We start from the raw sequence: 14,282 nt of genomic DNA, 5'->3' as shown, positions 1-14,282 counted from the left end.
TAGCCCGGAAGTCATAATCCGAGCGCCTCCCGGAACGGCTGCAACTCCCCGGAACTCCAATGCCTTCCATCGATTCCCCGAACGATCGCCCCGGTTGCGCCGCCTTGCCGGAACTCGCGCAGCGGATTGCCCGATCGACACCGGGCGACGGCGTCCACGCGACCGCGTTCCCGCCGCTGAGCCTGGTCCGCCTGAGCGGTCCCACCGCCTGCACGCCGGTCGTGTACGAGCCGCGGCTGGTGATCGTGGCGCAGGGCAGCAAGACGGCGACGCTCGCCGGCCAGACCTACGTCTACAACCCGCTCAACTACCTGGTCGTGTCGGTGACCCTGCCGGTGACGGGGCAGGTGATCGAGGCCACGCCGGACGAGCCATACCTTTGCCTTCGCCTGGATATCGACCCGGACGACGTGGCCGCGCTCATCGCGCAGTCCGGGCTGCCGCAGCCCGCGTCACCCGACGTCGCGCAGGGCCTCGACCTTGGCCTCTACGCCGCGCGCGTCAACGCACCGCTGATGGACGCCGTGCTTCGCCTGATGCGCCTGCTCGATACGCCGGATGACCTGCCGGTGCTCGGCGCGATGGCGCGACGCGAGATCCTCTATCGCGTCCTGACGGGAGAACTCGGCCATCGCCTGCGCGCGCTGGCGACGAAGGACACGCGCTCCAGCCGCATCGCGCGCGCCGTCGCGCGACTGCGCGAGGACTACCTGCAGCCGCTGAGCATCGACGAGCTCGCGCGCACCGTGCACATGAGCACGTCCTCGTTCCACCACCAGTTCAAGGCGGTGACGACCATGTCGCCGCTGCAGTTCCAGAAACACCTGCGCCTGCACGAAGCGCGTCGGCTGATGATGGCCGGCGGCATGGAAGCGCTGTCGGCCGCGCGCCATGTCGGCTACGAAAGCCCGTCGCAGTTCAGCCGCGAATACAAGCGCCTGTTCGGTGCGCCCCCGCGATCGGAAGTCGGACGTTCGCGCGGCGTGCCGCAGGTCTAGCCTTCCTCGCGGCGGCGCCGCTCGAGTAATCCAAATCTGCGAACAGCGCGTCGCCGATGTGAGCACGCCCGAAGCAGAACCCTTCTCCCGCCTGCGGGAGAAGGTGCCGGCAGGCGGATGAGGGCAGAGCTCCGACGTGCCATGGCACCGCCCCGCATGCCCGGGCTACAGTGGCCGCGTTCCCACCGGACACACGCACGCATGGATCGCGATGCCCTCCTGCAGCAACTCGCCCGCACGCGCACGGCATTGATCCGCACCTATGTGCTGCACGTGGTGTGGTTCGCCATCATGTGCACCGCGACCGCATTGCAGTGGCGGCAGGACGGCCTGAAGGCCTCGGTGCTGCTTACGCTGGTGACGGTGCCGCCGGTGCTGTTCTACACCGTGCGCGCACACCGGCTCTGCCGCGCGCTTGATCCGCGCGCACGAACCGTCGGCCTGGTGCCCGTGCTGGTGACGACGGTGATCCTCAGTCCGTTCGAATCCGGACTGGTGTTGCCGTTGAAGAACCTGCTCGTGGCGCGGCGCCTGCTGCGCGATGCGCGAATCGCGTCGAAGGATGCAGTGCATACGACCAGCAGCGAAACGTCGATCGAAGCGCAAGGTTGATCCCGAGGCCGAACCTCACGCGCACCAGTGCACGTCGAGCGGCGTGCCGTACGAGCTTTCCAGTGTCGCCAGCACCGGCCAGCGTTGCACGTCGCCGGAGGCGATCGCCTCTTCGAACACCGCGCGCTTTCGCGCACCCTGGATGAGCAGCAACCGGTGCGCGATGCGCTTCATGCCGTGCGGGGTGAGGCTGATGCGGCGCGGCCATCGCTGCGCGCCGGGGCAGCCGTGCGCGTCCACGGCGACGTAGTCGCGCGGGCTGGTTAGGACGCGCTCGGCGTCGGCCATGTCCGGGAACAGCGACGCCGTATGCCCGTCCTCGCCCATGCCGAAGACGGCGACGGTCGCTTCGCGGCGCGCGTGCGCGTTGGCGGTCGCGACCGCGCCTTCGAGGTTCCGGCCGGCCTGCGTCATCGGTTCGAAGCGCGCGACGGCGGCGTGGTCGCGCAGGAATTCGTGATGCACCAGCCACGCGTTGCTGTCGGGGTCGTCGGGCAGCAGCCAGCGCTCGTCCACGAGGCCGACGTCCACGCGCTCCCAGTCCAGCGGCGCCTGCGATAGCGCCCGGTAGACCGGCCCCGGCGTGCCGCCGCCGGAGAGCAGCAGGCGCGCACGTGGCTGGACGATCAGCTCTCGGCGCAGTTCCGCGGCGATCGACACCGCCGCCGCCCAGGTCCACACCTCGCGGTTCGCGTGGGCGTGGAACGTGTACGTCGCGGCGATTTCGGGCACTGGCTGGGGCGAGCGATCGGCCATTCGCCGGATCCTCGCACAGCCCACTTCAAGGCCACGTGTGGCGTTAGGCGACGTCCTGCGCGAGCGCGGCGGCGCCGAGCAACCCCGGTTGCGGATGCACCACCGCCAGTGTCGGGATGCGCGCCATCACCGGCGAGAACCGGCCCTTGTATTCGAAGCGCTGGCGGAAGGCCGAATGCGCGATCGACGGCAACAGCTTCGGCACGAGGCCGCCGGTGAGGAACACGCCGTCCCATGCGCCGAGCGTCAGGACCAGGTCGCCCGCGGCCGCGCCGAACACCGCGCAGAACACGTCGATCGTGCGCAGGCTGCGTTCGTCGCCTTCCTTCGCGCGAGCGGTGATGTCCGACGGTTTCAGCGGACCCGGATCCTCGCCGGCGATGTTGCTCAGGGCGCGATGCAGGTTCACCAGGCCCTGGCCGCTGACGAGGCGTTCGTTCGATACGCGGCCGAACTCGGCCGACATCTGCACCAGGATCTCGATTTCCTCCGGCGAGTTCGGCGCGAAGCTGACGTGGCCGCCCTCGGTCTGCAGCGGGAAGTAGCGGCCGCCGCGTCGCAGCAGCCCGCCCACGCCCAGGCCCGTGCCCGCACCGATGATGGCGAAGGTGCGGTCCACGGCGTCGTGGCCGCTCCAGCCGATGCCGCCGACCGGCACCACGTCCTGCGGACGCAGCAGGGAGGCGCCCATCGCCTGCGCGGCGAAATCGTTGACCAGGCGCAGCGATCCCAGGCCCAGTTGTTCGCCGGTGCGCACGGCGGAAATCACCCACGGATGGTTGGTGATGCGCGCCTCGTCGCCGTCCACGCGGCCGGCCACGGCGAACACGCCGGTCGTCGCGATCGCGCCGGTCGTGTCGAGGTAATGGCGCGCGGCGTCGGCCAGCGAGGGGAAATCGGCGACGGCGAATTCGCGCACGCTGTCCATCAGCAACGGGTCGACCGCATCGCGCCGCGCGAGCGCGAAGCGCGCATTGGTGCCGCCGATGTCGGCGAGCAGGGCGTGGCTGTCGGTCGGGAAGGTCTCGCTCAAGGGATCACCGCGGTGGGGTAAACGCAGAAAGGCCGCAGCGTAATGGACCGCCGCGTGCCTGTCTCCGTGGGCGATGTACCGGCGCCGGCCTGTCGCGACTGAATACGAAATCAGACCCGCCGTGCAGGGCGTTCCGACAAGAACGGCGGGACCCGCTGCCGTGGGAGGGAAGGGGCAGCGGATCCCGTCCGCCAAACCGTGCGTGACCGTCGGGTCCGTGGCCCCATGAAGGCCGCGCGATAGGCATGAAAACGGTTACATGGCAGGATAACGAAGCCCGGCGCCATTTGCATCGCCGGAACCAACAGAATGCGAGCGCCGTCCCGCTCGACCGCAGGGACACACCCGAGGAACTCAATGGCGAAGGTCACGCTGGATCGTCTGCGCAAGGTCTATCCCAACGGCTTCGTCGGCGTGGACGACGCGACCTTCGACATCGGCGACGGCGAACTGCTGGTGCTGGTCGGCCCGTCGGGCTGCGGCAAGTCGACGCTGCTGCGCATGATCGCGGGCCTGGAAACCATCACCGCCGGCGAATTGCGCATCGGCGATCGCGTGGTCAACGACATGGCGCCGAAGGATCGCGACATCGCGATGGTCTTCCAGAGCTACGCGCTGTATCCGCACATGACCGTGGCCGAGAACCTCGGTTTCGGCCTGAAGCTGCGCGGCGCGTCGAAGGACGAAATCGCCCGCCGCGTGACCGAATCGGCGCAGATGCTCGAACTGGAATCGCTACTGGATCGCAAGCCGGCAGCGCTGTCGGGCGGACAGCGCCAGCGCGTCGCGCTCGGCCGCGCGCTGGTGCGCCAACCGCAGGTGTTCCTGCTCGACGAACCGCTCTCGAACCTCGACGCCAAGCTGCGTGCGTCCACGCGCGTGGAGATCGCGCGCCTGCACCGCAAGCTCGGCACGACCATGATCTATGTCACGCACGACCAGGTCGAAGCGATGACGCTCGGCCAGCGCATCGTCGTGCTGGACAAGGGCCGCATCCAGCAGATCGACACGCCGATGGCGCTGTACAACCGGCCGGCGAACCTGTTCGTGGCGACCTTCCTGGGCAGCCCGAAGATGAACCTGCTCGAAGGCGAGGTCGTGCAGCGCGACGACGATCTCGCCTTGCGGCTCGCGGACGGCGTCGAACTTCCGCTGCAGCCGGAAGCCGGACTGCGCGAGGTCCTGCGTGGTTTTGCCGGCAAGCGGCTCACCGTCGGCCTGCGTCCGGAAGATCTCTCGCTCGCTGCACCCGGCGCAGGACACCTGCAGGCGCGGGTCGAAACCGTCGAACCCATCGGCAACGAAGCCTTCCTCAACCTGGCCTGCGGTGGCGGCGAGCTCGTCGTCCGCCTGCCTCCGCGCAACCTGCCCGGTCCCGGCGACACGGTGTATCTGGGGCACAACCCCGAGCACATGCACTACTTCGATCCGGAGAGTGGACGCAGCCTGCGGGCGTAGGCCTTACTCGGGCTGCGCGGCCGCCCGCGCGACGTCGGCGTCGTTGACGTCTTCCGCGCCGGGCGAGGTCGTCTGCTCGCCGATTTCGCGCGGCCCTGCCTGCCGCGATTCCGAATCGCCCGCCGCGCGGATCGCCCGCGCCACGCGCACGCGCGGCAGCGCATAGGGATGCGAGGCGTTGAGGAATTCGATCATCCGCTCGCGCACGGCGCAGCGCAGGTCGAACAGGTCGCCGGAATTGCGCGCGCTCACCAGCAATCGCACCTGCAGCGTCGACTGGTCCGAATCGGTGATCTGCGCGACGCATACGCGGCCGTCCCAGCGCTCGTCGGTCTCGCAGATGTGCTGCAGCGCCTTTCGTACCTCGGCCATCGGCGTGCGGTAGTCGAGCCAAAGGAAAGCGGTGCCGAGCAGCTGCGAGGTGGTGCGCGTCCAGTTCTCGAACGGGTTCTCGATGAACCATTGCAGCGGCACCACGAGGCGGCGCTCGTCCCAGATGCGCACGACGACATACGTGCTGTCGATTTCCTCGATGCGGCCCCATTCGCCCTGGACGATGACGACGTCGTCCAGGCGGATCGGCTGTGCCACGGCGATCTGCAGCCCGGCGATGAGGTTGCCGAACACCGGCTTGGCGGCGATGCCCGCCACCAGGCCGATGATGCCGGCCGATGCGAGCAGCGTCGTGCCGATCTGGCGGATGGCAGGGAACGTCATCAGCGCGATCGAGACGCCGGCGAGGATCGCCACGCCCTGGGCGATGCGGCTGAGCACGCGCGTCTGGGTCTGGATGCGGCGGGCTTCGAGGTTGTCTGCGACCTCGACGGGGTTCTGGCGCAGGATCCGCCGTTCGATCGCGCCGATCGCCCGGACCACCAGCCACGTGAAGCACAGAAGGGTTCCGACGCCGAGCCAGTGCTGGATCCGGTCCAGCCAGTCCTCCGGCAGCGGCACGGCGCGCACCGCCACGCTGAGGAAGATCAGCGGCAGCGCGACGGCCGCGGGCAGGGCGATGACCTGCGTGATGCGCGCCCGCATCCGGGTGGCGGCGTGGGCGTCGGCCCGGCGCGACAGGGCGAGCAGGGCGCGATGGACCAGCAGGCCCAGCACCAGCGCGATCGTCAACGGCCACGCGATCGCGCCCGCCTGCTCCCAGAAACCTCGATCCATGCCCCAGCCTCGCAGTGGCGCCGTAAATGCCGCGTCGACCTGTCGGCCGTCCCACCGGGGGCGTCCACGGAGCGGCGATCCGGCCCGCAGGGCCGTCCGGCCTCGCTATACTCTTTCGTCATTCGGCATAAACGCCGATGCTTCGCTATACCGATCAAGCAGTTAGCGTAGATACGTCATCCACCTCACGAGGATGCGCGCGCGGTCCGGCGACACGCATCGAGCCCGAGAACACATCGACGCATGCGTCTGTCCACGATCAAGCTGTCCGGCTTCAAATCCTTCGTCGATCCGACCACGCTGCACCTGCCGACCAACATGACCGGCATCGTCGGTCCGAACGGCTGCGGCAAGTCCAACATCATCGACGCCGTGCGCTGGGTGATGGGCGAAAGCTCGGCCAGCCGCCTGCGTGGCGATTCGCTGACCGACGTCATCTTCGCTGGCTCCTCCGCCCGCAAGCCCGTGTCGCAGGCGATGGTCGAGCTGATCTTCGACAACTCCGACCACACCATCACCGGTGAGTACGCGGCGTTCAACGAGATCTCGGTCAAGCGCACCGTCAGCCGCGACGGCAGCAACCAGTACTACCTCAACGGCGCCAAGTGCCGCCGCCGCGACATCACCGACCTGTTCCTCGGCACGGGCCTGGGCCCGCGCAGCTACTCGATCATCGAGCAGGGCATGATCTCGCAGGTCATCGAGGCCAAGCCCGAGGAACTGCGCGTCTACCTGGAGGAAGCCGCCGGCATCTCCAAGTACAAGGAACGCCGCAAGGAAACCGAAACGCGCATCCGCCACACGCGCGAGAACCTGGACCGCCTGAACGACCTGCGCGAGGAAGTCGGCAAGCAGCTCGAACACCTCAAGCGCCAGGCGCGCCAGGCCGAGCAGTACCAGGCGATCCAGGCCGAACGGAAGGTCAAGGACGCCGAGTGGAAAGCGCTGGAACACCGCGCGCTCGACCAGAAGCTGCAGGGCCAGCGCGAGAAGCTCGCCCAGCAGGAAACGCGCCTGCAGCAGCTCATCGCCGAACAGCGCGAAGCCGAGCGCGAGATCGAGACCGGCCGCGTGAAGCGCGAGGAAGCCGCCGAGGCGCTCAACAAGGCGCAGGCCGCCAGCTACGAAGTCAGCGGCACGCTGGCGCGCATCGAACAGCAGATCCAGCACCAGCGCGAGATGGCCAACCGCCTGAACAAGGCGCGCGACGAGGCGATGACCGCGCTGGCCGAGCTGGGCCAGCACATGGGCAGCGACCAGTCCAAGCTCGACGTTTTGCGCGAAGCGGTGGCCGAAGCCGAGCCGCGCCTGGAGCAGCTGCGCGAGGAAGACGTCCTGCGCCAGGACGCGCTGCGCGAGGCCGAAGCCGCGCTGACCGACTGGCAGCAGCGCTGGGAAGCGCACAGCCGCGCGCAGGCCGAAGCCTCGCGTGCCGCCGATGTCGAACGCACGCGCATCGAACACCTGGACCGCCAGGTCCTGGAGGCCGATCGCCGTCGCGAATCGCTCGGCAACGAACGCTCCGGCCTCGACCTGACCGCGCTGTCGGATGCGTTCGCCGAGCTGCAGGAAAAGCACGAGACGCAGAAGTTCTCCATCGACAGCCTCACCGAGGAGCTGGAGACCCGCAAAGCCGCGCTGGCCGAACTGCAGGAGCAGCAGCGTTCCACGCAGTCCGAACTGGCCGAGGCGCGCAAGCAGGCGCAGGCCGCACGCGGCCGTCTGTCGTCGCTGGAGACCCTGCAGCACGCCGCGCTGGGCCAGGAGCAGGGCGCCGCGCTGGGCTGGCTCAAGGCGCGCGGGCTCGATTCGGCCACGCGCGTGGGCGAGGCGCTCGACGTCGACGCCGGTTGGGAAAACGCGGTGGAAAGCGCGCTCGGCCAGATGATCGAAGGCGTGCTGGTCGAATCGCCGGAAACGCTGGTGGAAGCCATCGGCGAACTGGGCGAAGGCCGCCTGGCGCTGGTCGATCCGCAGAACGACGCCGTGCAGTTCGCACCGACGTCGCTTGCCTCGAAGGTGCGCGGCCCGATCGCGATACGCCGCATCCTCGCCCGCCTGCATGCTGCCGACGACCTCACCGCGGCGCGCGCGCTGCTGCCGACCCTGGGCGAGGGCGAGTCGGTCATCACGCGCACGGGCGAACGCCTGGGCGCCGGCTGGGTCCGCGTGCTGCGCTCCGGCGCCGCGCAGCAGGGCGCGTTGCTGCGCGAGCGCGAGATCCAGACGCTGCGCGGCGAGATCGAAACGCTGCTCGCGCGCGAGAAGGAACTCGAATCGCTGCAGGTGCAGCTGCGCGATCGCACGCTCGCCGCCGAGCAGCAGCGCGAGGACGCGCAGCGCACGCTGTACATGGCGCATCGCAGCGTCTCGGAAATCGCCGGCCAGCTGCAGAGCCAGCAGGGCCGCCTCGACAACGCGCGTTCGCGCATCGAGAAGATCGACGCGGAACTGGCCCAGCTCGCGCAGAACCTCGAAGCCGCGCAGGACCAGGCCCGCGAGGCGCGCAACCGCCAGGAAGAGGCGGTGATGCGCATGACCGAACTGGAAGACGCACGCCAGGCGCTGGAAGGCGAACGCCGTGCGATGACCGACGCGCGCGACCAGGCCCGCAACATCGCTCGCGAAACGCGCGACGCCGCCCACGCGCTGGCGCTCACGCTCGAATCCCAGCGCACGCAGATCGCCGCGCTGGAGCAGGCGGTCTCGCGCATGGTCGGGCAGCGCGGCCAGCTCGACACGCGGCTGGAAGAACTCTCGCTGCAGCTGGCCGAGGGCGACGACCCGGTCTCGACGCTGGAAGAGCAGCGGCAGGTCGCGCTCGAACAGCGCGTCCTGACCGAGCAGAACCTCACCATCGCGCGGACCACGCTCGACGGCATCGACAACGACCTGCGCCGCTTCGAACAGGTCCGCCACCAGCGCGACGACCAGGCGATCCAGCAGCGCGAGGCCATCGGCCAGCGCCGCCTGGAACAGCAGGCGCTGGTGCTCAAGGCCGAACAGCTCGCCGCGGCCGTGGTCGAGGCGGGCTTCGTGCTGGAGGACGTGGTCAACACGCTCACCGACGACATGAACCCGCAGGTGTGGGAACGCACGGTGTCCGAACTGGACGGCAAGCTGCGCCGACTGGAGCCGGTGAACCTCGCCGCGATCGCCGAACACGCCGAAGCCGAGCAGCGCAAGGACTACCTCGACGCGCAGAACACCGACCTCACCACCGCGCTGGAAACGCTGGAAGAGGCGATCCGCAAGATCGACCGCGAAACCCGCGGCCGCTTCAAGGACACCTTCGATCGCGTCAATTCCGGCGTGCAGGAGCTGTATCCGCGCCTGTTCGGTGGCGGCCACGCGTACCTCGAACTCACCGGCGAGGACCTGCTCGACACCGGCGTGTCGATCATGGCGCGCCCGCCGGGCAAGCGCGTGTCAAACATCTCGCTGCTGTCCGGCGGCGAGAAGGCGATGACCGCCGTGGCGCTGGTGTTCGCGATCTTCCGCCTCAATCCCGCGCCGTTCTGCCTGCTCGACGAGGTCGACGCGCCGCTGGACGAAGCCAACGTCGGCCGCCTCGCGCAGATGGTCAGCGAGATGAGCGAGGCGGTACAGTTCCTCTTCGTCACCCACAACAAGGCGACGATGGAAGCCGCGCACCAGCTCTCCGGCGTGACCATGCGCGAGCCGGGCGTCAGCCGCCTGGTGTCGGTGGACCTGGCCGAGGCCTCGCGCCTGGCGGGCGTGGCGTGATCGCGCGACCGTCGCATCGAAACAACATCGGGAAGGAGTTCAACGAATGTCCGACGTGACCCTGCTGCGGATCGGCATCCTGATCGCCGGCCTGATCCTCGTCGCCGCCATCGTCTTCTTCGGCCGGCCGCGAAAGCCGGGGCAGGGCAAGCGCGTACCGCGCGAACCGGCCGCCTCGTCCGGCGCGCCGCGCCAGGAGCCGACGCTGGGCGAGCAGATCGAACGCGACCTCGCGCAGGGCGGCACCGCCGGCGGCTCGACCTCGCAGGCCGAGCTGGAACTGTTCGACCGCACGCTGGAAGGCGGCGCCAACAGCGAGCTGGGCCGTCGCGTCAGCGAGGAGTTCGACAAGATCGTGACGCTGTACCTGGCCGCGCGCGCCGGGCAGAAACTGCATGGCCCGGACATCGTCGTCGCCGCCGAGAAGGCCGGTCTGGTCTACGGCTACATGGGCGTGTTCCACCGCCTGGTCGAGAACCATCCCGATCGCGGCCCGGTGTTCAGCGTCGCCAACATCATGAAGCCCGGCAGCTTCGACATGGCGAACATCCAGTCGATGGAGACGCCGGCCATCGCGTTCTTCCTCACGCTGCCCGCGCCGGTCAACGCGCTCGACGCCTGGGAAACCATGCTGCCCACCGCGCAGCGCATGGCCGAACTGCTCGACGGCGTCGTCCTGGACGAACAGCGCAACGCGCTCGGCCGCCAGCGCATCGCCCACATCCGCGACGAACTGCGCGCCTACGACCGCCAGCGCGAAGCGCCCCCGCTGACGAAGCCGGCGCGCTGGTGATTGCGAGCCTCCTCATTGCGTTCAACGCGATGACGATTTGAACCCCTCTCCTCCGGGAGAGGGGTTGGGGTGAGGGTCGGGGCGTGCGTTGCACTGACGATCGCTCCAGCTGAAGGCCACTACGCGGCAGCGTCTTCGCCGATACGCGAGCCCAGCGATTGCTGCAAGCCAGACAGCCTGGGTCCCGGCTTTCGCCGGGATGACGGTCATCGAAGGATCCGCGCACCGCCACGATGCGCTCTCGAGGCTTCCGTCCTCACATCCTCACCCGCACACTACCCACGCCCCCGCCGTGCAACGGCCGAAGGACTGCACGTGGCCAAGACCCAGACTCCCGCCGATCGCATCGCCGAACTGCGTCAGCGCATCGACGACGCCAACTACCGTTATTACGTGCTCGACGATCCGGCGATTCCGGATGCCGAGTTCGACCAGCTGCTGCGCGAACTGCAATCGCTGGAAGCCGAACACCCGGATCTGGTGACGACCGATTCCCCCACGCAGCGCGTCGGCATCGCGCCGAGCGGCACGTTCGCCGAAGTGCGCCATGCGATTCCGATGCTCTCGCTCGGCAACGCCTTTACCGACGAGGAAGTGGCCGATTTCGAGCGTCGCATCGAAGAAAAACTCGGGCGCCGCGCGCCGAAGTTCTCGGTCGAACCCAAGCTCGACGGCCTGGCCATCAGCCTGCGTTACGAGAACGGCCGCTTCGTGCAGGGCGCCACGCGCGGCGATGGCGCGACGGGCGAGGACGTCACGGCCAACCTGCGCACGATCAAGGCGATCCCGCTGCAGATGCGCGGCTCCGGTTGGCCGGCCGTGCTGGAAGTGCGCGGCGAGGTCTACATGCCGCTGGAGGCGTTCAAGAAGTACAACGAGCGCGCGGTATCGGTAGGCGGCAAGGTGCTCGCCAACCCGCGCAACGGCGCGGCCGGTTCGTTGCGCCAGCTCGATCCGCGCATCACCGCGCAGCGGCCGCTCGCGTTCTACGCGTACGCCGTGGGCGTCGTCGAAGGCGCGGAACTGCCGCCGACGCACTCGCAGACGCTCGCGAAGCTGCGCGAGTGGGGCTTTCCGGTGAGTGGGCTCAACGACGTCGTGTCCGGCGCCGAAGGTCTGCTCGGCTACTACAGCGGCATCGGCAAGCAGCGCGATTCGCTGCCGTTCGACATCGACGGCGTGGTCTACAAGCTCGACGACTACGAAGGCCAGCGCGAGATGGGCTTCGTCTCGCGCGCGCCGCGCTGGGCCATCGCGCACAAGTTCCCGGCGCAGGAGCAATCCACGGTGCTGGAAGGCATCGACATCCAGATCGGCCGCACCGGCGCCGCGACGCCCGTTGCGCGCCTGAAACCGGTGCAGGTCGCCGGCGTCGTCGTGACCAACGCGACGCTGCACAACGCCGACCAGATTGCGCGACTGGACGTGCGCATCGGCGATACGGTGATCGTGCGTCGCGCCGGCGACGTGATTCCCGAAATCGTGCGCGTCGTGCCCGAATACCGCGATCCGCACGCGCCGCAGTGGCATATGCCGACGCAATGCCCCGTGTGCGGTTCGGAGATCGTCCGCGAGGAAGGCGAAGCGGTGTGGCGCTGCTCGGGCGAGCTCACCTGCGCCGCGCAGCGCAAGGAAGCGATCCGCCACTTCGCGTCGCGTCGCGCGATGGACATCGAAGGCCTGGGCGAGCGCTTCATCGAGGATCTGTCCGACCTCGGCTACCTCCAATCAGTCGCCGACCTCTACAAGCTCGAACTCGACGACTTGCTGGAAATGAAGCGTCGCGCCGACGAGCGCGACGGGACGACGCCGGAGACGGTCAAGTCCGGCAAGGTCGCCACGAAGTGGGCCGAAAACCTGATCGCCGCGATCGACCACAGCCGCACCACCACGTTGGAGCGCTTCCTCTACGCGCTCGGCATCCAGCATGTCGGCGAGAGCACGGCGAAGGCGCTGGCGGCGTGGTTCGGCGACATCGCGCTGATCCGCCGCCTGCCGTGGCCGCTGTTCAAGCGCGTGCCCGACGTCGGCGGCGAAGTGGCGCGCGCGATCGGGCATTTCTTCGACCAGCCCGGCAACCAGCAGGTGATCGACGACCTGCTCGCGCGCGGCGTGACGATCACCGACACGCACGCGCCCAACGCGAAGCTGCGCGACGGCCTGGATGTGGCGACGCTGCTGGTCGACCTGGAAATCCCAAAAATCACGAAGATCCGCGCCGACCAATTGGCGAGCGCGTTCCCGAACGTGCAGGCATTGCTCGACGCGCCACAGCACAACTTCGTCACCGCCGGCCTGCCGAACGACACGGCCATCTCGTTGGCCGAATGGCTGGAAGACGAGGAACACGCGCGACTGCTCGGTCGCGGCGGCGAATCGCTGGCGACGCTGCTGTCGCTGACGCCCGAGGGCGAGGTCGCCGCGGCCGGTCCGCTCGACGGCCAGACTGCCGTGCTGACCGGCACCTTGTCGGCCATGAGCCGCGACGAGGCCAAGGCGAAGCTGGAAGCGCTCGGCGCGAAGGTCGCCGGCAGCGTGTCGAAGAAGACCAGTTTCGTCGTCGCGGGCGAAGCGGCCGGTTCCAAGCTCGACAAGGCGACGGAACTGGGCGTGGACATCTGGGACGAAGCGAAGCTGCTTGCGTTCCTCGCACAGCATGGAGGCTGAGCGCGTGAGCGACTGGCAACCTTCGGCATCGTTCGACGCACTGCGACTGCGCGCGCGGCTCAACGCGACCGTGCGTGCTTTCTTCGCCGAACGCGGCGTGATGGAAGTGGAAACGCCGGTGATGTCGGTGGCCGGCAACACGGACCCGAACATCGCGTCGTTCCACCTGGAATTCAGCGGCCGCACCGACGGCGCGCCGCGCACGCGCTGGCTGCGCACGTCGCCGGAGTATCCGTTGAAGCGGCTGCTCGCGGCGGGCTTCGGCGATTGCTACGAACTCGGGCGCGTGTTCCGCGATGGCGAAGCGGGCGGTCGCCACAACCCGGAATTCACGATGCTGGAGTGGTACCGGCTCGGCTGGGACCACACGCGTCTGGTCGACGAAACCGCCGCGTTGGTGCAGGCCGCCCTGGCGCTGGTCGGCCGGACGGCGACGCTCTCGCGCATCGCGTACCACCAGCTGTATCGCGAGCGGCTCGGCATCGACGTTGAGACGGCTGACGACGAACAACTGCGCGCGGCGCTGGGCGAGGTCGTCATCGACCCGACGGGCCTGACGCGCGACGACTGGCTCGACCTGCTGATGACGCACCGGCTGCAGCCGTCGTTCGATCCGGACGAACTGCTGGCCGTGTACGACTACCCGGCCTCGCAGTGCGCGCTGGCCCGCATCCGGCCGGGCGAAGTACCGGTCGCCGAACGGTTCGAGCTGTACCTCGGGCCGCTCGAGCTTGCCAACGGCTACCACGAACTGGCCGACGCGGCCGAGCAGGGCGCGCGCTTCGATCGGGACCGGGAGGTACGCCGCGGCCGCGGCGACATCGCACCGCCGCGCGACGAACGCCTGCTGGAGGCGCTGTCCGCGGGGTTCCCCGCGTGCGCCGGCGTCGCGCTGGGCATGGACCGCCTGATGATGGCGATGCTCGGCACCGGCCGCATCGCCGATGTGCTGGCCTTCGACTTCGCGCGTGCCTGAGGTCGCACTTCCGGGATCGTCCCCGTCCTTGATGCCCGTTTACGCACGGACCCGATACAGTGGCGTCTGGAA

General features: G+C 68.9%; 9 protein-coding genes and 2 pseudogenes. 8 read left to right on the top strand and 3 right to left on the bottom strand.

Annotation, left to right across the window (positions count from 1 at the left end):
• Positions 1–59: 59 nt before the first annotated feature.
• Positions 60–998 carry an AraC family transcriptional regulator gene (locus DX912_RS01020; RefSeq protein ID WP_115840604.1) on the top strand — a complete coding sequence of 313 codons (939 nt, stop codon included), beginning with the start codon at positions 60–62 and terminating at the stop codon, positions 996–998.
• A 201-nt stretch (positions 999–1,199) separates the two neighbouring features.
• On the top strand, positions 1,200–1,610 hold the full coding sequence (locus DX912_RS01015) for a hypothetical protein (RefSeq protein WP_115840603.1): 411 nt from the start codon (positions 1,200–1,202) through the stop codon (positions 1,608–1,610).
• A gap of 15 nt (positions 1,611–1,625) precedes the next feature.
• Here DX912_RS01015 and pgl read toward each other — a convergent pair whose 3' ends face one another.
• Positions 1,626–2,366: a 6-phosphogluconolactonase gene (gene pgl, locus DX912_RS01010; RefSeq protein WP_115840602.1), complete on the bottom strand. Its 741-nt coding sequence runs from the start codon at positions 2,364–2,366 to the stop codon at positions 1,626–1,628.
• Positions 2,367–2,409: 43 nt separating this feature from the next.
• On the bottom strand, positions 2,410–3,399 hold the full coding sequence (gene glk, locus DX912_RS01005) for a glucokinase (RefSeq protein WP_232338555.1): 990 nt from the start codon (positions 3,397–3,399) through the stop codon (positions 2,410–2,412).
• Between the two features lie 357 nt (positions 3,400–3,756).
• Between glk and DX912_RS01000 the strand changes: the two genes are divergently transcribed.
• Positions 3,757–4,857 (top strand): ABC transporter ATP-binding protein, encoded by a 1,101-nt coding sequence (locus DX912_RS01000; protein ID WP_115840601.1) that lies wholly within the window; start codon positions 3,757–3,759, stop codon positions 4,855–4,857.
• A gap of 3 nt (positions 4,858–4,860) precedes the next feature.
• Here DX912_RS01000 and DX912_RS00995 read toward each other — a convergent pair whose 3' ends face one another.
• Positions 4,861–6,027: a mechanosensitive ion channel family protein gene (locus tag DX912_RS00995; protein WP_115840600.1), complete on the bottom strand. Its 1,167-nt coding sequence runs from the start codon at positions 6,025–6,027 to the stop codon at positions 4,861–4,863.
• Between the two features lie 243 nt (positions 6,028–6,270).
• Between DX912_RS00995 and smc the strand changes: the two genes are divergently transcribed.
• The 5 genes and pseudogenes from smc (at position 6,271) to epmA (ending at position 14,210) form a co-directional block, all read left to right on the top strand.
• Positions 6,271–9,774 carry a chromosome segregation protein SMC gene (smc, locus tag DX912_RS00990; RefSeq protein WP_115840599.1) on the top strand — a complete coding sequence of 1,168 codons (3,504 nt, stop codon included), beginning with the start codon at positions 6,271–6,273 and terminating at the stop codon, positions 9,772–9,774.
• A gap of 46 nt (positions 9,775–9,820) precedes the next feature.
• A complete protein-coding gene (zipA, locus tag DX912_RS00985; RefSeq protein WP_115840598.1) occupies positions 9,821–10,567 on the top strand; it encodes a cell division protein ZipA in 747 nt (248 codons plus the stop codon).
• Positions 10,568–10,882: 315 nt separating this feature from the next.
• Positions 10,883–12,806, top strand: a pseudogene (ligA, locus tag DX912_RS00980) (NAD-dependent DNA ligase LigA); the annotation flags it as partial.
• 182 nt (positions 12,807–12,988) lie between these two features.
• Positions 12,989–13,234: pseudogene (locus DX912_RS18770) on the top strand (BRCT domain-containing protein); the annotation flags it as partial.
• Between the two features lie 4 nt (positions 13,235–13,238).
• A complete protein-coding gene (gene epmA, locus DX912_RS00975; protein ID WP_425477869.1) occupies positions 13,239–14,210 on the top strand; it encodes an EF-P lysine aminoacylase EpmA in 972 nt (323 codons plus the stop codon).
• Positions 14,211–14,282 lie beyond the last annotated feature (72 nt).

Source organism: Lysobacter soli (genome assembly GCF_003382285.1).
Lineage (GTDB): Bacteria > Pseudomonadota > Gammaproteobacteria > Xanthomonadales > Xanthomonadaceae > Lysobacter_J > Lysobacter_J soli.
The sequence above is the reverse complement of the archived record's forward strand: the minus strand, read 5'-3'. Positions and strand labels throughout refer to the sequence as shown.